Annotated in this window: 19 protein-coding genes; 13 read left to right on the top strand and 6 right to left on the bottom strand. The window is 59.0% G+C overall.

Annotation, left to right across the window (positions count from 1 at the left end):
• Positions 1–117 precede the first annotated feature (117 nt).
• Positions 118–1,047: a glycine--tRNA ligase subunit alpha gene (locus ACR0C6_RS06685; RefSeq protein WP_480444793.1), complete on the top strand. Its 930-nt coding sequence runs from the start codon at positions 118–120 to the stop codon at positions 1,045–1,047.
• A gap of 8 nt (positions 1,048–1,055) precedes the next feature.
• On the opposite strand, the gene ACR0C6_RS06680 is transcribed toward ACR0C6_RS06685, so the two are convergent.
• The gene (locus tag ACR0C6_RS06680) at positions 1,056–1,688 is read right to left on the bottom strand and encodes a MarC family protein (protein ID WP_480444794.1); all 633 of its coding nucleotides are present in this window, start codon (positions 1,686–1,688) and stop codon (positions 1,056–1,058) included.
• A 78-nt stretch (positions 1,689–1,766) separates the two neighbouring features.
• Between ACR0C6_RS06680 and ACR0C6_RS06675 the strand changes: the two genes are divergently transcribed.
• From ACR0C6_RS06675 to glmM, 9 genes are all read left to right on the top strand, one after another.
• Positions 1,767–2,288, top strand: a complete 522-nt coding sequence (locus tag ACR0C6_RS06675; RefSeq protein WP_171170622.1) for a DUF6446 family protein — start codon at positions 1,767–1,769, stop codon at positions 2,286–2,288.
• An 8-nt stretch (positions 2,289–2,296) separates the two neighbouring features.
• Positions 2,297–3,505, top strand: a complete 1,209-nt coding sequence (gltS, locus tag ACR0C6_RS06670) for a sodium/glutamate symporter (RefSeq protein WP_171639697.1) — start codon at positions 2,297–2,299, stop codon at positions 3,503–3,505.
• A gap of 9 nt (positions 3,506–3,514) precedes the next feature.
• Positions 3,515–5,830: a glycine--tRNA ligase subunit beta gene (glyS, locus tag ACR0C6_RS06665; protein WP_480618701.1), complete on the top strand. Its 2,316-nt coding sequence runs from the start codon at positions 3,515–3,517 to the stop codon at positions 5,828–5,830.
• 89 nt (positions 5,831–5,919) lie between these two features.
• Positions 5,920–8,460, top strand: a complete 2,541-nt coding sequence (locus ACR0C6_RS06660; RefSeq protein ID WP_171119583.1) for a putative PEP-binding protein — start codon at positions 5,920–5,922, stop codon at positions 8,458–8,460.
• 187 nt (positions 8,461–8,647) lie between these two features.
• The gene (locus ACR0C6_RS06655) at positions 8,648–9,289 is read left to right on the top strand and encodes a cell wall hydrolase (protein WP_170346602.1); all 642 of its coding nucleotides are present in this window, start codon (positions 8,648–8,650) and stop codon (positions 9,287–9,289) included.
• A 74-nt stretch (positions 9,290–9,363) separates the two neighbouring features.
• Positions 9,364–10,740, top strand: a complete 1,377-nt coding sequence (locus tag ACR0C6_RS06650; protein ID WP_480618700.1) for a multicopper oxidase family protein — start codon at positions 9,364–9,366, stop codon at positions 10,738–10,740.
• Between the two features lie 101 nt (positions 10,741–10,841).
• On the top strand, positions 10,842–11,762 hold the full coding sequence (locus tag ACR0C6_RS06645) for a dihydroneopterin aldolase (RefSeq protein ID WP_152457620.1): 921 nt from the start codon (positions 10,842–10,844) through the stop codon (positions 11,760–11,762).
• Positions 11,759–12,757: a dihydropteroate synthase gene (folP, locus tag ACR0C6_RS06640; RefSeq protein WP_480444798.1), complete on the top strand. Its 999-nt coding sequence runs from the start codon at positions 11,759–11,761 to the stop codon at positions 12,755–12,757. Before ACR0C6_RS06645 ends, folP begins: the two co-directional genes overlap by 4 nt.
• 33 nt (positions 12,758–12,790) lie before the next feature.
• Positions 12,791–14,134 carry a phosphoglucosamine mutase gene (gene glmM / locus ACR0C6_RS06635; protein WP_171228515.1) on the top strand — a complete coding sequence of 448 codons (1,344 nt, stop codon included), beginning with the start codon at positions 12,791–12,793 and terminating at the stop codon, positions 14,132–14,134.
• Here the strand turns inward: glmM and ACR0C6_RS06630 are convergent.
• Both ACR0C6_RS06630 and ilvC read right to left on the bottom strand, forming a co-directional pair.
• Positions 14,131–15,033: a DMT family transporter gene (locus ACR0C6_RS06630; protein ID WP_171231853.1), complete on the bottom strand. Its 903-nt coding sequence runs from the start codon at positions 15,031–15,033 to the stop codon at positions 14,131–14,133. The two genes, glmM and ACR0C6_RS06630, sit on opposite strands and share 4 nt — an antisense overlap.
• Positions 15,034–15,164: 131 nt before the next feature.
• Positions 15,165–16,187: a ketol-acid reductoisomerase gene (gene ilvC, locus ACR0C6_RS06625; protein ID WP_171170636.1), complete on the bottom strand. Its 1,023-nt coding sequence runs from the start codon at positions 16,185–16,187 to the stop codon at positions 15,165–15,167.
• Between the two features lie 131 nt (positions 16,188–16,318).
• On the opposite strand from ilvC, the gene ACR0C6_RS06620 reads away from it, so the two are divergent.
• A complete protein-coding gene (locus ACR0C6_RS06620; protein ID WP_171119589.1) occupies positions 16,319–16,774 on the top strand; it encodes an Lrp/AsnC family transcriptional regulator in 456 nt (151 codons plus the stop codon).
• Complete coding sequence (locus ACR0C6_RS06615; protein WP_171206860.1) at positions 16,771–17,229, top strand: Lrp/AsnC family transcriptional regulator; 459 nt, start codon at positions 16,771–16,773, stop codon at positions 17,227–17,229. Before ACR0C6_RS06620 ends, ACR0C6_RS06615 begins: the two co-directional genes overlap by 4 nt.
• A 6-nt stretch (positions 17,230–17,235) precedes the next feature.
• On the opposite strand, the gene ACR0C6_RS06610 is transcribed toward ACR0C6_RS06615, so the two are convergent.
• The gene (locus ACR0C6_RS06610; protein ID WP_371809324.1) at positions 17,236–17,937 is read right to left on the bottom strand and encodes a GntR family transcriptional regulator; all 702 of its coding nucleotides are present in this window, start codon (positions 17,935–17,937) and stop codon (positions 17,236–17,238) included.
• 229 nt (positions 17,938–18,166) lie between these two features.
• Here ACR0C6_RS06610 and ACR0C6_RS06605 point away from each other — a divergent pair, with 229 nt between their 5' ends.
• Positions 18,167–19,294, top strand: coding sequence for an aminotransferase class V-fold PLP-dependent enzyme (locus ACR0C6_RS06605; RefSeq protein WP_480618699.1), 1,128 nt, complete (start codon positions 18,167–18,169; stop codon positions 19,292–19,294).
• 12 nt (positions 19,295–19,306) lie between these two features.
• Here the strand turns inward: ACR0C6_RS06605 and ACR0C6_RS06600 are convergent, their stop codons facing one another.
• Both ACR0C6_RS06600 and ACR0C6_RS06595 read right to left on the bottom strand, forming a co-directional pair.
• Positions 19,307–20,503, bottom strand: a complete 1,197-nt coding sequence (locus ACR0C6_RS06600) for a UbiH/UbiF family hydroxylase (protein ID WP_480618698.1) — start codon at positions 20,501–20,503, stop codon at positions 19,307–19,309.
• 74 nt (positions 20,504–20,577) lie between these two features.
• Positions 20,578–20,826 (bottom strand): hypothetical protein, encoded by a 249-nt coding sequence (locus ACR0C6_RS06595; protein ID WP_480618697.1) that lies wholly within the window; start codon positions 20,824–20,826, stop codon positions 20,578–20,580.
• Positions 20,827–20,911 lie beyond the last annotated feature (85 nt).

The following is a 20,911-nucleotide window of genomic DNA, read 5'->3' as shown; positions in this document are numbered from 1 at the left end:
CAGTGTGGCACCGCAGATACAGGCTTGGCGCCAAGCCCCGTTGACGCCCCTTTGCCCCTTGCATAGGAAGGGCAAAACCGACCGGAACCGGGCGCAAAGGCGCCTAAAGGGAATGCCATGACCGAACCGACCAGCGCACCGCGTTCATTTCAGGAGATCATCCTGCGGCTTCAGACCTATTGGGCGTCTAAAGGCTGTGCCATTCTACAGCCCTATGACATGGAAGTCGGGGCCGGAACGTTCCATCCCGCGACCACCCTGCGCGCGCTTGGCTCGAAAGCCTGGGCTGCGGCTTACGTTCAGCCGTCACGCCGCCCGACGGATGGGCGTTACGGTGAAAACCCGAACAGGTTGCAGCACTATTATCAGTACCAGGTGCTGATCAAACCCAGCCCACCGGATTTGCAGGAGCTGTATCTGGGAAGCCTCGAGGCGATCGGCATCGACATGGATCTGCACGACATCCGTTTTGTCGAAGATGACTGGGAAAGCCCGACGCTCGGCGCTTGGGGTCTGGGTTGGGAAGTCTGGTGTGACGGAATGGAAGTCAGCCAGTTCACCTATTTCCAACAGGTTGGCGGCCATGACTGCGCGCCGGTATCAGGTGAACTGACCTATGGGCTTGAGCGTCTGGCCATGTATGTGCTGGGCATCGATCACGTGATGGACATGCCGTTCAATGACCCCCAGTCGCCCAGTCCTTTGACTTATGGCGATATCTTCAAGCAGACCGAAGAGGAGTACGCCCGCTGGAACTTTGACGTGGCAAACACCGAGGTTCTTCTGCGCCACTTCGAAGAGGCCGAGGCCGAGTGCGCCGCCATTCTGAGCCAAGAGCATGTGGACCCGAAGACGGGCAAACGCATCATCATGGCGCACCCGGCCTATGATCAATGCATCAAGGCCAGTCACATCTTCAACCTGCTGGACGCGCGCGGCGTGATCTCGGTGACCGAACGGCAGGCCTATATCGGGCGCGTCCGGGCGTTGGCCAAACAATGTGCGGATGCGTTCGTACACACCGAGGCCGCCGGGTTTCAGGCCTGATGAGGCAATCAGGCCAGCCCGGGCAAAAGCGCCTTGAGCCCGTCTGCGATCATGCTGACGGCAATGGCGGCAAGGATCATACCCATGAAGCGGCTCATGATCACGCGCGCGTTGCTGGACAGGCGTTCAGCCAGCCAGGCGGCGTTCCAGAACGTGATCAGAAGCAGGCCGAGCACGACGAGAAATACTCCTGTAAAAACAAAGGTCTCAACCGCAGTTTTAACCTGATGTGCGTACAGGATCAGGGTGGTTATCGTGCCGGGGCCCACAAGAATGGGAAAGGCCAGCGGGTAAAAGGCCACCGTATCGGTTTCGGGGTAAGCTTCCTTCTCTCCTTTTGTTCCATGATGAGAGGTGCTTTCGTTTCCGTTCAGCATGTTGAGGCCGATCATCATGACGACCAGGCCGCCGGCGACGCGCAAGTGATTGACGCTGATGCCAAAAAGGCCAAGCGCCTGACTTCCGACCAGCGCAAAGGCACCGCCAAGGATCAGGCAATAGATCACCGTCTTCACCGCAATCTTGCGCTGGTCGGCGGCAGGCAGATCCTGAGTGACGCTCAGAAACACCGGCAGGTTGGAAACCGGGTTCATGATGGCAAACAATGCGCCGAAAAAACCGACAGCAAGCGTGGATTCCATGGTGTTGACCTCATTGATGCCTGTACCCGGACGAAACCTGTCCTATTTTACAAGAACTTGAAAGAGGCAGCCTGAAACATGACGGGAAAACTGCTGGCAATTGTTCTGTTGTTGTCGGCCTTGGTGGCCGGGGCCGGAATGTATTATTTGCAGATTTACGGTTTCTACTATGAGGTCGAACCGCAGCCCGGCCAGGACGTGGTCCTGATGACGGACCAAAGCGATGCGCCTGTCCCAATCACCTATTCGGACTTTCAGGCGATCGATGCAGACAGTTCTCCGATCCGCTACCGAGGCTGTTTTGAAACGGATCTGAAGCCGGATCAGATGGCCGGATTTATTGCTGTTGAAAACCCAGAACCCTTGACCGCGCCGGGTTGGTTTGACTGTTACGACGCCGTTTCGCTGGGCGATGCACTGAAATCGGGGCAGGCGCAGGCGTTTTTGAGTGAGAAGAACATCCATTTCGGCGTCGACCGGATCGTGGCGATTACCAGGGATGGCAAGGGATATGTCTGGCACGCGTTGAACAACTGCGGTGAAAAAGCCTATGACGGTACGGTGGTGGGTGAGGAGTGCCCGAAACGCCCTGAAAACTGAGGAAAACCATGGCTGACGCCGTTTTGATCCCGGACTTCATTACTGCAACTCTGGGGTTTGCGGTGTATTTGTTGGGTGCCCGGATCAACGGCAAAGTCGCAGTTCTGAGGCAGTTCAATATTCCTGAACCGGTCACGGGCGGCCTTTTGGCTTCGCTCGTGGTTTTGCTTCTGTATCTCTTTGCCAATGTTGAGCTGTCATTCGAGTTGCAGACCCGGGACGCTCTGCTGGTTCTGTTCTTTGCCGGGATCGGACTGAACGCGCGGCTTTCTGACTTGATTGCCGGTGGTAAGCCTTTGTTGATCCTCCTGATTTTGACGCTTGTCACGATTGTTGCGCAGAACGTTATCGGCGCGGCAGGGGCTTCCTTGTTTGGCTATCCGGCGCAAGCAGGCGTTCTGTTCGGTTCGGCCGCTTTGATTGGTGGACACGGAACCGCAATCGCATGGGCACCCGAAGTTGCCAGCGCAACGGGTCTGGACGGTGCAACCGAACTTGGCGTTGCCGTGGCGACGCTCGGACTGGTGCTTGCTGCGCTGGTGGGTGGCCCCATCGCCCGTCTTCTGGTGGAAACACGAGGCCTGTCGCCGGACCGACCTGACGAAGAACATACGGTCGGACTGCCGGAAGAAACGACCGCGGCCACCGAAATTGACCATGTGACAATCATGCGCGTGCTGCTGCATCTGAACCTTGCGATTATTCTGGGCTATGCGCTGGGCGAGGCGATTTCGGCCGCTGGGCTGAAACTGCCGCTGTTTGTGCCCTGTCTGATCATGGGCATCGTGATTTCGAATGTCCGAGCGGCCATCGCTCCGACCGCGCCGCCGGTTGCACGGACACCGTCGCTGGCATTGCTGTCTGAATTTGCGCTTGGTGCCTTTCTGGCAATGTCACTGATGAGCTTGCAGTTGTGGACCATCGCGGAACTGGGTGTGGCAATTGCCGTGATCATGACGGCGCAAACGGTGTTTACGGTCGTCTTCGTGATTTGGGTACTGTTTCCCCTGATGGGCTCGAATTATCGCGGAGCGGTGCTGGCAGCGGGCTTCGGAGGCTTTGCCCTGGGCGCCACACCCACGGCGATTGCAAATATGACGGCAGTAACCAAGCGATATGGGCCGTCGCCTATTGCCTTTATCGTGCTGCCCCTTGTATCCGCCTTCTTTGTGGATATCGCCAATGCCATCGTCATTCAGACGATTGTGAACTTCTAAGGACCGACTATGCCCGACCTGCTGATCGAACTGTTTTCCGAAGAAATTCCTGCGCGGATGCAAACCCGTGCCGGTGAGGATCTGAAAAAGCGGATTACCGATGGCCTGGTCGAGGCCGGTTTGACCTATTCAAACGCGGCCGCACTGACCACACCGCGCCGCCTGACACTGGCGGTGGAAGGTCTGCTGGCGCAAAGCCCGACAATCCGGGAAGAGCGCAAAGGGCCCAAGGTTGGCGCGCCGGACAAGGCGATCGAAGGGTTCCTGCGGGGCGCGGGCCTGACCCGCGACCAACTGGAAGAGCGTGAGACACCCAAGGGCGCTGTCTATTTCGCCACCATCGAGAAACCGGGCCGCCCGGCCGCCGAGATCATTGCCGAAGTGCTGGAAGCTACCATTCGCAATTTCCCATGGCCCAAATCCATGCGTTGGGGCAGTGGCAGTCTGCGGTGGGTGCGCCCGTTGCATTCCATTCTGTGCATCTTGTCCGATGACTCCGGGGCGCAGGTTGTTCCGATGCAGGTCGATGGCATCCGCTCCGGTGACACCACGGTCGGTCATCGTTTCATGGCCCCCAACCGGTTCCCGGTTACGTCTTTCGAGGACTATGCCGCCAAGCTGAAACGCGCATTCGTTTTGCTGTCACAGGATGAACGTGCCGAACACATCTGGAATGATGCGCAGAACATGGCTTTTGCCGCCGGTCTGGAAATCGTCGAAGACAAGGGGCTGTTGGCCGAGGTTGCCGGGCTGGTGGAATGGCCTGTGGTGTTGATGGGGAAAATCGACGAGGAATTCCTCGAATTGCCGCCCGAGGTGTTGCAGACCTCGATGAAAGAGCATCAGAAGTTCTTTTCGGTGAAGAACCCCAAGACCGGTCGGATCGAGCGTTTCATCACCGTCGCCAATCGCGAGACCACCGACAACGGCGCGACCATTCTGGCCGGCAACCAAAAGGTGCTGTCGGCGCGTCTGGCCGATGCCAAATTTTTTTGGGAAAACGACCTGCGCATTGCCAAAGCGGACATCACCCAATGGACCCGCGCGCTGGAGAACGTGACCTTCCACAACAAGCTGGGCACCCAGGCCCAGCGGATCGAGCGCATCGCCGCGCTGGCCCGCGAACTGGCCCCCGTAACCGGCGCCGACCCGGATCAGGCCGAGAAGGCCGCGCGCCTGGCCAAGGCCGATCTGAGTTCAGAGATGGTCTATGAATTTCCCGAACTTCAGGGGCTCATGGGGCGGTATTACATCGAAGCCGCCGGCGAGGATTCCGCGGTGGCTGCTGTTGCGCAGGAACATTACTCGCCGCTGGGGCCGTCGGATGATGTGCCTGCGGCACCTCTGTCGGTCGCCGTGGCGCTGGCTGACAAGCTGGACACGCTGACCGGGTTCTGGGCGATTAATGAGAAGCCGACTGGCTCGAAAGACCCGTTTGCTCTGCGTCGTGCGGCATTGGGGGTTATTCGGTTGGTGCTGGAGAATGGTTTCAGCCTCTCTTTAACAGATCAAATCGAAAATGGTTTCGAAGAAGTTCGACAGCCCAGGTACGCAGAGTTGAAAAAAGCCATTGCCAATGAGATGTGGCAAGACTTCGAACGTGGCCAAGAAGTTTCCGAGGAAATAAGGGAGTTCATCGGAGCAACAGCCGAGGACAAAGTTGCATTAGTGAAAGCTGCAATTGCAGCAGGCCCAAGTGCCAGGGAATCTGTTGTTCTCGAAGCCATAAACGAAATAGCGGGAGTTTGGGTCAATCAAAGAAGCGGAATCGATTGGCGCGGGGAGTTCGTACCAATGCGCGATGACCTCCTCTCCTTCTTCCACGACCGTCTCAAGGTCTTCCTCCGCGACGAAGGCATCCGCCACGACATCATCGATGCCTGCATCGCGATGGAGGGGAATGACGACCTCAACCTGCTGGTCAAACGCGCCCGCGCCCTGAATGCAGTGATCGCGACTGAAGATGGCGAGAACCTCGTGCAGGGGTTCAAGCGGGCCAACAACATCCTGACCCAGGCCGAGGAAAAGGACGGCGTGGAATACTCTTACGGTGCGGATGTGAAATTCGCTGAGACCGACAGCGAGAAGGCGCTTTTCGCGGCTTTGGACGGGGCGCAGACGCAGATTGACGTTGCCTTGAAATCCGAAGACTTCCCAACTGCAATGGCGGCCATGGCCGCGCTGCGCGGGCCGGTGGATGCGTTCTTTGAGGACGTACAGGTCAACACCGACAATGACGTGATCCGTCGTAACCGGTTGAACCTGCTCAGTCAGATCAGGCAGGTTTGTTCCAGCGTGGCCGATCTGTCGCGGATCGAAGGTTAAAACATCGGGCACGCAGTGATGCGTGCCCACAACGCCCTTGCACGAAGGGCGCAAGCGCTTATGCTGCACTCAAATCAAAAGGTGCTGCAGTGCAGAATAATCCGCATACCACGCTCATTACATCCGATGCTCCGGTCACGGCCCATACCCATGGCGGGCGGGCCAAGTGTCTGCAACGGCTGGTCCGACTGGATCTGCCGGTGCCCCGGACCGTCGCCTTGTCGTTTGATGCGGTCCATCAGATTGCGGAAGGCGACGTTCCGAACCTTGACGCGATCCTTGAGCAATTCGATCCCACGACCTTGCTGTGCGTCCGGCCAAGTTCTGAAGATCCCGACTGGGGTGGGCCCGGTGCGGTTCTGAACATTGGCATGAATGATGCACGCTATGTGGACCTGTCCGACACCATGGGGGCAGAGGCCGCTGCTGCGCTGTATCTCAGGTTCGTTCAAAGCTATGCGATCCACGTGGCGCGGCTGGACGCGGATGTGTTCGATGACATCGACATGGATGGCAGCGAAGGCTTGCGCCATTCCCTGCGCGCCTACGAAGATGAAACGGATGAAGCCTTCCCGCAGGACCGGGGTGAGCAGTTGATCGGAGTTTTGCGCTCGATGGCCCGCGCATGGGACGGGACATCCGCCCGGCTGCTGCGGCAGGCCAAGGGTGCTCCGGCAGATGCCGGTCTTGGGCTTGTCATTCAAGAGATGATCCCGGGCGTCGGGCAGGGTGAATGCGGATCAGGCGTGCTTCAACTGGTCGACTCCACCACCGGAATGCCGCAGATCACGGGGCGCTACCTGAGCCAGAGCCAGGGCCGGGATGCGCTGGGCGAAGATGTGGCCGCGCTGTTTCTTGAAAAAGACCCGCGAGGACCGTCGCTTGAAGAAGTCGCACCCAAAGCCTTTGCCGAGTTGAAAGAACAAGCCGCGCTGATGCGCGAAAAACTGCGCGAAGAAATGCAGGTCGAGTTCGTCATTCAAAACGGCAAAGTGCACATTCTGGATGGCGTCCGGGTTCAGAGAACGTCGCGCGCGGCGATGCGGATCGCCGTTCGTCTGGCTGAAGACGGGATCATACCGCCGCAAGAGGCGGTGATGCGTGTGGACCCCCATGCGTTGAATGAACTTTTGCACCGGCAGGTCCATCCGGAAGCGCGGCGTGATGTGTTGACGACGGCCATCGGTGCCAGCCCGGGCGCCTCAACCGGAAAGATCGTGTTTACATCCGCAGAAGCGCAGGCCAGTGCCGCGCGCGGAGAGGCCTGCGTTCTGGTCCGCCGCGAAACCTCGCCCGAGGATGTGCGCGGGATGCATGCCGCCGTGGCGGTTTTGACGGAAAAGGGCGGCATGACCAGCCACGCCGCCGTGATTGGTCGTGGACTTGGCCTGCCCTGTATCGTTGGTGCCTCAGACATGCGGTTCCAGACTAAAAAGAAGATGCTGACCGCGCCCGATGGCCGTGTTTTCAAAACCGGTGATATTCTGACAATCGATGGCAGTTCCGGTCAGGTGCTGGCAGGGCAGCCTGCCATGCTTGAGGCCGCGTTGGATGATTGTTTTCAGACATTGATGGCGTGGGCCGATGCCGAGCGTGATATTGACATCCGCGCCAATGCCGACACGCCGGCCGATGCGCAGACGGCGCGCAATTTTCAGGCTCAGGGCATCGGCCTGTGCCGGACGGAGCATATGTTCTTTGAACCCGGTCGCCTGATCGTGATGCGCGAGATGATTTTTGCGCAAACGTCTTCAGGCAGGGCGGCTGTGCTGGAACGTTTGCTTCCGATGCAACGTGAAGACTTTGTTCAACTGTTCAGAATCATGGAAGGGCAGCCTGTCTGTATTCGCCTGTTCGACCCGCCCTTGCACGAGTTCCTGCCCACCACGCGCAGCGGTCAACGGGAATTGGCCGAGGCGCTGGATTTGCCGGTTTCCGATGTCGAACGCAGGGTCAATGCGATGACTGAATACAACCCGATGCTGGGTTTGCGCGGCGTTCGCCTGGGCGTAACGGTGCCGGAAATCTATGACATGCAAGCGCGCGCGATCTTCGAAGCCACGCTTGATGCCAGAAAGAACGGCGCCCCGGTCGTGCCCGAAGTGATGATCCCGCTGGTCTCTGCGAAACGAGAGGTCGAACTGGTCAAGTCCCGCATCGATTCGGTGGCGGCAGCGGTCGCGTCAGAACGAGGGCAGGAATTTGAATATCGGCTGGGTGTGATGGTTGAAACCCCGCGTGCCTGTCTGCGCGCAGAAGAGATCGCCCCGCAGACCGCGTTCATGAGTTTCGGTACCAATGACCTGACGCAGATGACCTATGGTCTGTCCCGCGACGATGCCGGCCGGTTCATGTCCGCCTATGTTCGCCAGGGTGTCTTCGGCGAAGATCCGTTCCACGTTCTTGATCCGGATGGGGTCGGGGAATTGCTGAAGCTGGGAGCCGAGCGGGGACGAGCCGCGAAACCGGATGTAACCCTGTCGGTTTGCGGAGAACACGGCGGAAACCCCGAATCAATCGCCATTTGCAGGGATTTGGGGTTCGACTATGTTTCGTGTTCGCCCTTCCGGGTTCCTGTCGCTCGGCTGGCTGCCGCTCAACTGGCGATTTCCTCCAGACTTGGGGGTTGACAGGGGCTGAAAACCCAAGGATTAGTGGGTTATCTGAACACTCGCAGGCGAAATTTATCTTCGCTGCGGGCAAGATTCCACTTGCATTTTCCGAAAGACTGGACCTTTGCGCTCGATTGCGTTAGATGCCTCGTCGCGCCCGCCGGGGGAGGGTATGGCGCGTGAAGTGCCTGTGCGAGGTTATCTGATGCTACGTTACATAATGGCTGTTGCCACAATGGCGGCAACCGTGCTGCCGAGTGCGTCCTTCGCCGAGAGGGAAGCAATTGATACTGCAAAGAAAGAACTTGTCGCCCGCAGCGAATTGCCGGCGCAAAGTTTTCGCGACTATTTCAAACTTTTCCAACCGCGCAAGGCGGCCAAACCTGTTGAAGTAACATACTCCAAGGACTGGCTAGACCAACAGCCCAAGGCGACCGGTGACGAAAACTGGAAGTGCCTGTCCGAGGCGCTGTACTTCGAAGCGCGTGGCGAAAGCGTGCGTGGTCAGTTTGCGGTGGCCGAGGTCATTCTGAACCGGGTCAAAAGCAGCCGCTTTCCAAGTTCACTGTGTGGTGTGATCCGCCAGGGCACCGGCAAGAAATACCAGTGCCAGTTCACCTATACATGTGACGGTCGCAAAGAGGTCATCCACGAGAAGAAAGCTTATGAGCGCGTGTCCAAGGTCGCTCGGGCGGCCATTGATGGTATCGGCCAAGAGCTGACCGAAGGGGCGACCCACTACCACACGACCGCGGTTCGGCCATCTTGGTCGCGGGTCTATAAACAGACTGCGCGGATCGGTGTGCACATTTTCTACCGCCACAACTACCGGACAGCGAGCAACTGATTGACGCACCCGCGCTGGAAGCTTGATGGCGCGTGGCAGGTTGCAGTCTATATTACGGGCCCAGGAGGCCCGTAATGCTTTTCACCCGACGACAGATTCTGAAAACAGCCGCCGCAGTCGCCATTGCGCCGGCCGCGGCCGGGGCCGCCGGTTATCCGCCGCTCAAGGCGCATCTGAGCCGGCAGCGCGTTGCGCCTGATGGGTTTCCTGACACGGCGGTCTGGAGTTACGGTAACACAGTCCCCGGTACGGTAATAAAGGTCGATCAGGGCGCACGCGTTCAGCGCAAGCTGGTGAATGACCTTCCCCGACCCACATCGGTGCATTGGCACGGGATACGCATAGACAACGCCATGGATGGTGTGCCTGGCCTGACGCAGGATGTCGTCGAACCGGGCGGCACTTTTGACTATGACTTCGTTGCCCCGGATGCGGGCACCTATTGGTACCACGCGCACAACCAGTCGATGGAACAAGTTGCCCGCGGGCTTTATGGGCCGCTGATCGTTGCAGAGGCCACGGCACCGGATGTTGATCAGGATCTGGTGCTGATGTTGGATGATTGGCGGTTGAACCCTGAGACCGCGCAGATAACGGATGATTTCGACAATGGCCATGATCTGAGCCATGCAGGCCGGCTTGGGAACATCCTGACCGTCAACGGATCATTCGATCCCGCGTTTGCGGTACGCAGAAACGAGCGACTGCGACTGCGATTGGTCAACGCCTCCAATGCCCGGATATTTGACCTGGATCTTGATGGTCTTTCGGGGTGGATCGTCGCCTTGGATGGAATGCCCTTGGAAACACCGCTGCGGCTGACGGGCTCTTTCCCGTTTGCACCTGCGCAGCGTGCGGATCTGATAGTGGATGTCGTCACCGAGGGCGAAACGGCAAGCCTGGTCAGCGTCGAAAGAGATGGTTCTTTTGGGCTGGCACGGTTCGAGGTCGGTGGAAACGCTGCCGGGGCGAACAGGCAGGGCGTGTCAGCATTGCCGCCTAACCCTTTGCCTGAGATCGGGAATCTTCGACATGCCAGAACGCACCGGATGGTTTTGCAAGGTGGTGCAATGCGCTGGCTGGAAAGCGCCCGGCTGGGTGAAACCGAACTGTCAGGCCGCGAGCTGGCGCAATTGGGCAAATTCTGGGCGCTGAACGGTTACGCCGAGCGCCCCGAAGATCCGTTTCTGGATGCGGCCGTCGGCAGTTTGCACAGGATCGAGTTCGTGAATGAAACCGCATTTCCGCACGCAATGCATCTGCACGGGCATCACTTCCGGCTGATCATGGACGATGGCTCTCTGGGCCCCTGGCGTGATACCGTTCTGGTCGGGCGGGGACAGGCGCGCCAAATTGCATTGATCGCGGACAATCCCGGGAACTGGTTGCTGCATTGTCATATGCTTGGGCATGCTGCTTCGGGGATGATGAGCTGGTTTCGGGTCTCGTGACGCCGCATTCGGCGGTTGGAATGGCGCTTGTTTGAGTGCTATAGGCCCTCGCGACGCCTATAGTAAGCAAACGATGCAACGAGCCCGAAAAGGCCTGACCCATGAGTTCTGAAATCCGTCTGGCATTCGCACACCCGTCCGAACGGTCCGAGGCGACGTCTCCTCGGGGGCCGTTGGATCGTATCTCGTTGCGCGACCATATCGTCGAAGTCGAAATCGGCGCCTTCCAGGCCGAGCGGGGAACAACCCAGCGGATCTGCTTCAACATCGTGGTCGAAGTCCGGCCTCTGACGGACCCGATTGATGATGATGTGGATCGCATCCTGTCATATGACCGGGTAACGGAATCCATCGCCTATGAGCTGGCGGCCGAGCGTCTGAACCTGCTTGAGACATTGGCCGAACGCGTTGCGGAACGCATCCTGCTTGAACCTCAGGCTGTAAGGGTTTTTGTTCGCATCGAAAAACTGGATCGGGGCCCGGGTGCGTTGGGGGTTGAGATCGTGCGCGGAAAAGACTCTGTCCATCATGAGGTGGCCGAAGAAGAACGCCCGCATCCCCGCCTTGTCTTCCTGTCGAATGACGCCATCGCGTCGGAGAACCTGAAGGGTTGGATCGATCAGTTGGAGAACCGCCAGCGCCCGCTGATCCTGTGCGTTGGGGCGTCCGACCTGGCCGCTCCGCAAACGGGTCATGCGATGACACAACGCCGAATTGACCTGTTGGCAATTGAACAGAATGCCTGGGTTCTGGCGGCACGGGATCATCGCTGTGTGGTGGTCTCGACGCGGACCGAATTGGATTGGGCGATGAAGAATGGCCAGATCTGTGTCTGGGCCCCATCCAAGATCGTCCTGGATGCCGTTGACGGCCCGTCTGCCGCCCCGTCGGATGCCGTGGCGCTGGCTGCATGGTTCGCGGCGACCTTTGAAGCGAGCGAAATGATGGTGATCGGCGGCGCTTTGCCGACGGAACCCAAAACGCCCTTGCGCGCTGTAGCGGTGGATCAGGCTCAGCTGTGAGAACCTATTTCAGACCACTGGTCCAGCATGGAAGGACCCGTCCCGCAGGTGCTGTGCCGCTGGCGGGTCAACCCCTTTGGTTCACCCATGTCGAAGCCCTGCGGCGCGGGTCCGAACCCGAAATCGTCGCGGCCTCGGACGTTCCGTCAGATTACCTGAGCCGTTTGATCCAACCGCGGGCTGACGTGGCGGGCCTTGATATGCAGGTGCCTCATATCATGGGGATTCTGAATGCCACGCCGGACAGTTTCTCGGATGGCGGTGTTCACAGCTCGGTAGATGCTGCTCGCGTGGCTGCGGTGAATATGGTGGCGCATGGTGCCACGATTCTGGATATCGGCGGAGAGTCCACCCGTCCGGGTGCGGATTTTGTCCCGGCCGGGGAAGAGATCGCGCGAACCCGCCCGTTGATCGAAGCGATCCGGTCGGAAACAGGCGCTTTGATTTCCATCGATACACGAAAGGTCGATGTCGCCAAGGCTGCCTGCGCGGCCGGGGCAGGGTTGGTCAACGATGTCTCGGGCTTCACCTTCGATCCGGCGTTGGCACCGTTCTGTGCCGCGCAGGGTGTGCCTGTCTGTGTCATGCACATGCAGGGTGATCCGGCGACGATGCAGATCAATCCGCGATACGACAATGTATTGCTGGATGTTTACGATTTTCTCGAAGGCCAGATCGCGTTGCTGGAACGTCTTGGCCTGAGCCGCGATCAGATCGTTGTGGATCCCGGGATCGGGTTTGGGAAGACCGAGGATCACAACCTGACCCTTTTGCGCAATCTCAGCCTGTTCCACGGCTTGGGCTGCCCGATCCTGTTGGGCGTGTCGCGCAAGGGCTTTATTGGCACCATCGGAAAAGAGCCTTGCAAGACTGCCCGCGCGCCGGGATCAATCGCGGTGGCTCTGGCGGGATTGTCTCAGGGCGTGCAGATCATCCGCGTTCATGACGTGGCCGAGACCTCTCAGGCCTTGCGCCTATGGGCTGCTGTCCGGTAATCCGGTCGCACGGCAAATCACGGAGTGACACCTATGCGCAAGCTGTTCGGAACCGACGGGGTGCGGGGCACCGCCAACACGCATCCGATGACGGCAGAGATGGCGTTGCGCATCGGGGCCGCAGTCGGGCGGTATTTCCGGCGCGACGCGACAGGAGTGCACCGGGTTGTCATCGGCAAGGATACGCGTTTGTCCGGCTATATGCTGGAAAACGCGCTGACGGCCGGTTTGACGTCCACTGGAATGAACGTGCTGCTGCTGGGGCCCGTTCCGACGCCCGCCGTTGGCCTCATGACGCGCTCCATGAGGGCTGATCTGGGCGTCATGATCTCGGCCAGCCACAACCCTGCCGAAGACAACGGAATCAAGTTCTTTGGGCCGGACGGCTATAAACTGTCCGATCAGGCCGAGGTCGAGATCGAAAGACTGATCGACGAAGGCGTCAGACCCGCCCAGGCGCAGAATATCGGCCGGGCGCGCCGGGTTGATGACGCACGGTTTCGCTATGGCGAACGTGTGAAGTCGTCGTTGCCGCGGAACGTCAGTCTGGATGGTTTGAAGGTGGTGATCGATTGTGCGAACGGCGCAGCCCACCGCACCGCGCCGGAGGTTCTGTGGGAGCTGGGCGCAGAAGTGATCCCCGTGGGAATCGCGCCCAACGGCAAGAACATCAATCTCAACTGCGGATCGACCAAGCCACAACTGGCCGCAGAAACCGTTGTCGCGCATGGCGCCGACGTGGGCATTTGTCTGGACGGCGACGCGGACAGAGTGGTTGTGGTCGACGAAACCGGTCAGGTGGCTGACGGCGATCAGCTTATGGCTTTGCTGGCGACGGCATGGAAGAAATCGGGCCAGTTGAAGGGCGACGCTCTGGTCGCGACCGTCATGTCCAACCTGGGCCTGGAACGCCATCTGACAGCGCAGGGTTTGCGTCTGGAGCGAACGGCCGTCGGTGATCGCTACGTGGTCGAACGGATGCGTGAAGGCGGGTTCAACCTTGGTGGGGAACAGTCCGGCCATATCGTGATGAGCGATTACGCCACCACCGGTGATGGGTTGATGGCTGGTCTGCATTTTCTGGCGGAAATGGTTCTGTCGGGGCGCAAGGCATCTGATCTGTCCAAGCAGTTCGAAACCGTTCCGCAGTTGCTGAAGAATGTGCGCTACTCCAGCGATCAAACACCGTTGGAGGTTCAAAGTGTTCAGGCGGCCATCGCCGATGCCGAGGCGCGGCTGAACGGGCAGGGCCGGTTGTTGATCCGCAAATCCGGGACAGAACCTCTGATCCGCGTGATGGCTGAATGCGAAGACGATGGGTTGCTGACCCAAGTTGTCGACAGCATCGTGGCAGAGGTCGAAGCCGCCACAAGCTAATTCCCGAACAAAACCTTTCGCAGGCTGAACCACTGGCTGATGGCCATGCCGGTCAGGATCAGGGCCAGAGCGATGAAAAAGCGCAGGGGCAGGGCCTCGGACAGGATCCATGCGCCGAACACCATCGACCAGATCGGCACCTGGTAATTCACCAATGTCAGGAAAACCGACCCGGCGCTGCGGGTGATCGAAACGCGCAAAAGGGTGGCAAACGCAGTTGGCAGCAAACCCAGAACGATCAGGGCGATTGTCGGGCGTGGGCCTTGCCAGGTCGGCAGCCCCTCGGTGAGCAGCATTATGGGCAGAAGAAGCGCGGCGCCGACAACCAGCGTCAGGGCAGCCAGTACCAAAGGGTCAACCGGCGGGCAGCGTCGAGTCAGCACGGATGAACTTGCGTAACACAGCGCCGCCGTGATGCAGGCCAGTTGCGCGACGGGTTCGGCCCCCTGGCCCAATTGTGCAAGGCCGGGTCCGATCAAAACCAGCGCCCCGGAAAAGCCAAGGCACACCCCCAGAAACCGGCGCAGGTTCAGTGGTTCATCCGAGAAGAAATGCGCCAGCGGCAGCACCATCAGCGGGATGGCCGCCATAGACAGCCCCGCAAAAGCAGATGGCACAAATTGCTGCCCCCAACTCAGCAACATGAATGGCACGGCAGTGGACAGCACGCCAATAAGGACAATCGAAACACTCAGCGCCGGCGTCAGAACCGGCAGCTTGCGACCGGTCGCCCTCATCATCAGCAACAGGGTAACAGCGCCCAGCGTGGTTCGTGAGGTGGCAACGGTGATTGGGCCATACCCTTCAAGTGCCATGGCAACGACCATGAAGGTCGCGCCCCAGATCAGGCCCAGCGTGAAGACGCCGCTCCAGTCCTGTTTTGTCGGCTGTTGAACCATTGATTGTCCTGTTGGAACGCGCGGCTGCGCCAAAAATTAAACCTGGCCGGCTGTTTATGTGCCTTGCCGGACCTTTATTCAAACGAAAAGGGCGGCCACATGGGCCGCCCTGTGACAGGCTTCCGCCCTTCTTAGTTCTTTTCTTTGTCGACCATCTTTCCGGCCGATATCCACGGCATCATGCCGCGCAGCTTGGCGCCGGTTTCTTCGATCATATGCTCGTCATTGGCGCGGCGCGCCGCTTTGATGGTCGGCTGGCCAACGGCGTTTTCCAGCATGAAGTCACGAACGAATTTTCCCTGCTGGATGTCGTTCAGAACCTCTTTCATGCGCGCTTTGGTCTCGTCGTATTTCAGGATACGCGGCCCGGTGACATACTGGCCGTATTCGGCGGTGTTCGAGATCGAATAATCCATGTTGGCGATGCCGCCTTCATAGATCAGGTCAACGATCAGCTTCACTTCGTGCAGACACTCGAAATACGCCATTTCAGGGGCGTAACCGGCTTCGACCAGAGTTTCAAAGCCGCAGCGGATCAGTTCGACCAGACCACCGCACAGAACGGCCTGTTCGCCGAACAGGTCGGTTTCACATTCTTCACGGAAGTTGGTTTCAATGATGCCCGAGCGCCCGCCACCGATGGCCGAGCAGTAGGACAGGCCGATTTCCAGCGCCTTGCCGGTTGCATCGTTGTGGACAGCGACCAGGCAGGGTACGCCGCCGCCTTTGGTGTATTCGCCGCGCACAGTGTGGCCGGGGCCCTTGGGGGCCATCATGATGACATCGACGCCTTCTTTCGGCTCGATCAGGCCGAAATGGACGTTCAGGCCGTGGGCAAAGGCGATGGCCGCGCCCGGCTTGATGTTGTCGTGGACGTATTTTTTGTAGGTCTCGGCCTGAAGCTCGTCGGGCATGGTGAACATGATCACGTCACACCAGGCGGCCGCCTCGGCGATGCCCATGACTTCCAGGCCCTCTGCTTCGGCTTTCTTGGCCGAAGGCGAACCTTCGCGCAGGGCGATGACCAGGTTCTTTGCGCCTGAATCGCGCAGGTTCAGCGCGTGCGCGTGACCTTGCGACCCATAGCCCAGGATAGCCACTTTCTTGTCTTTGATCAGGTTGATATCGCAATCGCGATCGTAATAGACGCGCATTTCGCCGGTCCTTTCTGGTTTGATTGCGGCGGTTGTATCTGCCTGTTCGCGCAATGGCGATAGGGTTGGGCTTGAGTATTTGCAAAAAAGATGAAGAATAATTCGCAGAAATCGGAGACTGTGAAAAAATCATGCTTGATGACATTGATCGGCGCATTCTGCGCCACTTTCAAGCAGACCCGAGCCTGACAACAGCGGAACTGGCCGATCTTTGCCGGATCAGCGCGGGTGTCTGCTGGCGGCGAATCGAAAAGATGCAGGCCGCAGGGATCATCGAAGGGCAGGAGGCCGTGATAGACTGGGCCGCGATGGGATATGCCGTCGAGGTTTCACTTCGGATCACGCTCGACAAGACGCAGGCCCGCGCTTTCGACGATTTCACGCAGGCGGCGCGTGACGTGGCAGAGGTGATCGAAATCCAGACCTTTCTGGGTCGTGTCGATGTTCGTCTTTCCGTCATTGCAAGAGACATGAAGCACTATCAGCAGCTTTATCGCGACCGGATTCTGACCCTGCCGCATATTGCCGATATCGAAGCCCTTATGCACATCGCGCGGGTCAAGCGGGACGAGGTGCTGCCGGTATGATCGAGCTGGATGAGATTGATCGCCGTCTTCTTCGCGCGCTGCAACAGGATGCCACGCAAAGTGCCGGAGCATTGGGGCGCAGGTTCGGATTATCCCAACCCGCCACCTGGCGTCGCATTCGCCGGCTGGAAGACGCAGGAATAATCAAGGGCCGTCGGCTGCGTCTGAATGCCGAGGCGCTGGGATTCGGTGTCACAGTCTTTCTGGGCATCAAGCTGGGGCGCAAGGGCCAAGTCAGCCTTGAAGATTTTGAGCGCGCTGTCAGTGCCGTTCCCGAGGTGCAGACCGTCGAGCATGTGCTGGGGCTGTATGATTATCGACTGCGTGTCGTGGCCCGGGACCTGGCCGATTTCGAACGTGTTTTGCGGCGCCGGATCATGACTCTGCCGGGTGCAGGCGACGTCGAGGCCAATGTTCTGCTGAGCGAAGAACGTCTGCCCGGTCCCATTGGCTGAACAGAGTCAGTACTTGGTGCGGATGCAATAGCCCGGATGATGCGTCATGCGCGCAAAGGTAAGCGGCCTGTCTTCTTTCCAGGTGGTGCGCTCCATTTGAATCATGGATGTTCCCGCCGTGGTGCCCATGAATTCTGCCAGTCGCGCATCTGCGGAAATGGCACAGAAAGCGACCTCGGCATCGGTGAAAGGTGCGGCCGTCAACAGCCATTCATGTGGCCCCTGTTCGAACAGGTCCGCGTCCTCCACATCAGGTACGGCCTCGATGTTGATCCATCGTTCTTCCATCTGGAAGGGCCGATTGTCCGCATAGTGCATACAGATTACATGTAGAACACGCGCATCCGGTGCCACGTTGATCTGCGAGGAAAGCCATCCTGGGCTGGTGACGACATTCCTTTCCACAAGCGCATAACGATAGTTTGCATTCTGGCTTTCGACCACTTGCCGCGCCAGTGACAATTCGAGTTTGGCGTGTTTGCTGGGCTCTTTCTTGACACGTGTGCCGCTCTTGCGTTTGCGCTCGACAAAGCCCTGTTCGGCCAGTTCTCTCAAGGCTCTGTTCACAGTGGCCCGGGCGCAATTGAACTCCTCTGCCAGTTGGGTCTCCGTCGGCAAAAGCGATCCTTGTGGCCAGACACGGCTTTCAATGCGTCGTTTTACTTCGTCTCGAACGAACTGGAAGCTGATCCGCTTTTGTATCGTCACGGGTGAATCTATCCCTTCAAGTATAAAGTGTGCGCATCTGTTCAGAAGCAAGTAGAAGTGTAAAGGGGAAGTGACACTGGTTGGCGTCATTTTCGTGCTTTCACGAATTTAAGCGAAAAAAATTATGTGTTTGTTAAGCTTTACGTTGGGTCAAATTTTGCCGCGAAAGGGCTTTACCCGAACTGACAAAGCGGACAAGACTTCGAAAACGCTTTGGAGAGGATGCGCCATGCCAGGCTTGCTGGAAACCGTTGACCCGAACGGGCTCGAAGAATTCTCGGTCGTATTTACGGACCGCTCGCTGAACCATATGTCGCAGAAGTTTCAGCAGGTGATGCGCGACATTTCGGATATGTTGAAGGGCGTGTACAATGCAGATGGCGTCGCCGTTATTCCCGGCGGTGGAACCTATGCCATGGAAGCGGTCGCCCGACAGTTCGGGCACGGCGCAGATGTGCTTGTGGTTCGCAATGGATGGTTTTCGTACCGGTGGAGCCAGATCATTGAAAGCGGGTCTCTGACAAACTCGACCACAGTCATGAAGGCGCGCGAGACTGGCAATTCCAGCCCATCGCCTTTTGCCCCTGCTCCGATCGAAGAGGTCGTCGCCGCGATTCGCGAACAAAAGCCCGGTGTTGTTTTTGCTCCGCATGTCGAAACGTCGGCGGGGGTCATTCTGCCGGATGACTATGTGACCGTGCTGGCAAGCGCGGCGCATGAGGTGGGTGCGTTGATGGTGTTGGATTGCATTGCGTCGGGTTGCGCCTGGGTGGACATGAAAGCCACCGGTGTCGATGTTCTGATCTCGGCGCCGCAGAAAGGGTGGAGCGCCTCGCCATGTGCCGGTCTGGTCATGTTGTCTGAACGCGGAGAGGCACGTCTGGAGCAGACCAGTTCCGACAGTTTCGCCCTTGATCTGAAGAAATGGCGGCAGATCATGCAAGCCTATGAAAACGGGGGCCACGCCTACCACGCCACGATGCCGACCGATGCGTTGCTGGCCTTCCGCGACACCATGGCAGAGACTCGTGAATACGGGTTCGAAAAGTTGCGTGCGGCGCAGTGGGCGCTGGGTGATGGTGTGCGATCGATGCTCAAGGACAAGGGTGTCGTTTCGGTTGCGGCCGACGGTTTCGGCGCGCCCGGAGTTGTGGTCAGCTACACCTCGGATCCCGAAATCCAGAACGGCAAGAGATTTGCGGCACTTGGCATGCAGATTGCCGCAGGTGTTCCGTTGCAATGTGATGAGCCCGAAGGGTTCAGCACGTTCCGGTTGGGTCTGTTCGGGCTCGACAAGCTGTACGACGTGGACGGCACCATCGCGCGTTTGAAACGGGTGCTGGATCAGGTTCTGTAAGCGGACCGGGCCTTAGCGAACGCCAAGGCCCATCTGCATCAAAGTCTTGCGCACTGGTGGCAGGGAATAGAGCGCGCTCAGCCCCATCGCCCGTGCATCTCGCAGCGGCCGCGTCTCAATCATCGAGGCGCGGTTCAGCAGATCAATGCCCTTGAGGCGCATCTCGACCTCGGTGTGACGGGCCTTGTGATAGGCGCCCAGCATCTGTTCGTCTCCCAGACCTTCGGGCCGGGCTTGCGCCAAATCCAGCAGGCAACGCAGGTCACCCAGAGACATGTTCAATCCTTGTGCCCCGATGGGAGGCACTACATGCGCCGCCTCGGCCATCAGCGCAATGCGTTCACCCGCCAGACGTTCCGCCGATTGGCTGATGATGGGCCAGATCGTTCTGCGGGATGCCAATTTCAGCGGGCCGAACAACCCGCAGGACCGAGAGGTCATGGCGGCCTCGAAAGCCTCGGGTTCCAGGTTCAGGAGTTCAACGGCCTTCGGTCCGCGTTCCATCCAGACGATGGCGGACGAGGGCTGCCCGTTCCAGTCCGGCAGAGGCACCAGCGTGAACGGCCCCCCGGATATGTGAATCTCGGTCGAGACATTCTCGTGTGGAATGGGGTGCGTCACCGCAAATGCCAGCGCCTTCTGCCCATATCGTGTTGTGTGCACCTTGATGCCGGCTGCTTCGCGCATCGGCGAGTTGCGACCATCGGCAGCAAGCACAAGCTTGCACCGGACGCGGCTGCCATCACTCAGGCTCACGCGGGCTTCGGCGGTTCGGGTGAACAGGCTGGTGGTCGCGGTGCCGGGGCGGAAATCGACATTCGGCAACTCGGCCAGTCGCGCCACCATTTCACGGCGCAACAGCCAGTTGGGCAGGTTCCAGCCGAAAGGTTGTTCGGAGATGTCGGCCGCGTTGAAGTCGCGAACGACGCGTGGCTCGGGCAAATCACCCCCGGCATCAACGATCCGCATGACTTGCAACGGGGCCGCCTGTGCATCCAGTCTTGCCCACAGACCGCATTGTTCCAGCAGGCCGCGCGCAGGCTGCAAAAAAGCCGTGGTGCGCAGATCTGACCCGTCCACGTCCCGCTCGGTGATTGGAGGGCTCGGATCAACGCAGATCACTTCAAAACCTGCCGTTCCAAATACCGCCGCGGCGGTCAGACCGGCGATCCCGCCACCGGAAATCAGGATGTCACAGCTGTCGGACATGGCGCCTCTCATCATTCTGGGCAGAACCTAGTTCGGATCTGCCCTGAGTGCCAAGTGAAATCCTGTCCCGTATTTCAGCCCCGTGAAATCAGGATGAGGATCAGAAACATCAGCGGCACCATCATAAGGGCAGGGATGTAGAGGCCGGGAAGGCCGAACAACATGATGGAACAGCCCCACATGCTGAAAATCGCAGCAGTAGTGTAATACAAGTCTTCTGCCTTGGCGTTGACCGCGTCGCGCGCCAGCCATCCAACGACGGGAATTGCAAAGAAAAGGCGCTGCCAAATCGGCAGGCGCAGCGGCATCTCAATCGCGCTCATCGGGGTCTCCATCTGTTCGTCGCTGCAGCGCATATAAGGACGCAGATGCGTGTGCAGAACGTGCAGATCGTCGCACTGTGACAGC

The sequence above is a fragment of the Ruegeria sp. AL12 genome (assembly GCF_056540885.1).
This window is presented reverse-complemented; position numbering and strand designations above follow the sequence as displayed.

Bases quoted from the DNA above. Each gene is read 5' to 3' on its own strand.
- ACR0C6_RS06685 (WP_480444793.1), top strand. From the start codon at position 118: ATGACCGAACCGACCAGCGCACCGCGTTCATTTCAGGAGATCATCCTG.
- glyS (WP_480618701.1), top strand. From the start codon at position 3,515: ATGCCCGACCTGCTGATCGAACTGTTTTCCGAAGAAATTCCTGCGCGG.
- ilvC (WP_171170636.1), bottom strand. From the start codon at position 16,187: ATGCGCGTCTATTACGATCGCGATTGCGATATCAACCTGATCAAAGAC.
- ACR0C6_RS06595 (WP_480618697.1), bottom strand. From the start codon at position 20,826: ATGAGCGCGATTGAGATGCCGCTGCGCCTGCCGATTTGGCAGCGCCTT.
- ACR0C6_RS06675 (WP_171170622.1), top strand. From the start codon at position 1,767: ATGACGGGAAAACTGCTGGCAATTGTTCTGTTGTTGTCGGCCTTGGTG.
- ACR0C6_RS06630 (WP_171231853.1), bottom strand. From the start codon at position 15,033: ATGGTTCAACAGCCGACAAAACAGGACTGGAGCGGCGTCTTCACGCTG.
- ACR0C6_RS06650 (WP_480618700.1), top strand. From the start codon at position 9,364: ATGCTTTTCACCCGACGACAGATTCTGAAAACAGCCGCCGCAGTCGCC.
- ACR0C6_RS06645 (WP_152457620.1), top strand. From the start codon at position 10,842: ATGAGTTCTGAAATCCGTCTGGCATTCGCACACCCGTCCGAACGGTCC.
- glmM (WP_171228515.1), top strand. From the start codon at position 12,791: ATGCGCAAGCTGTTCGGAACCGACGGGGTGCGGGGCACCGCCAACACG.
- ACR0C6_RS06615 (WP_171206860.1), top strand. From the start codon at position 16,771: ATGATCGAGCTGGATGAGATTGATCGCCGTCTTCTTCGCGCGCTGCAA.
- ACR0C6_RS06605 (WP_480618699.1), top strand. From the start codon at position 18,167: ATGCCAGGCTTGCTGGAAACCGTTGACCCGAACGGGCTCGAAGAATTC.
- ACR0C6_RS06655 (WP_170346602.1), top strand. From the start codon at position 8,648: ATGCTACGTTACATAATGGCTGTTGCCACAATGGCGGCAACCGTGCTG.
- gltS (WP_171639697.1), top strand. From the start codon at position 2,297: ATGGCTGACGCCGTTTTGATCCCGGACTTCATTACTGCAACTCTGGGG.
- ACR0C6_RS06620 (WP_171119589.1), top strand. From the start codon at position 16,319: ATGCTTGATGACATTGATCGGCGCATTCTGCGCCACTTTCAAGCAGAC.
- ACR0C6_RS06600 (WP_480618698.1), bottom strand. From the start codon at position 20,503: ATGTCCGACAGCTGTGACATCCTGATTTCCGGTGGCGGGATCGCCGGT.
- ACR0C6_RS06680 (WP_480444794.1), bottom strand. From the start codon at position 1,688: ATGGAATCCACGCTTGCTGTCGGTTTTTTCGGCGCATTGTTTGCCATC.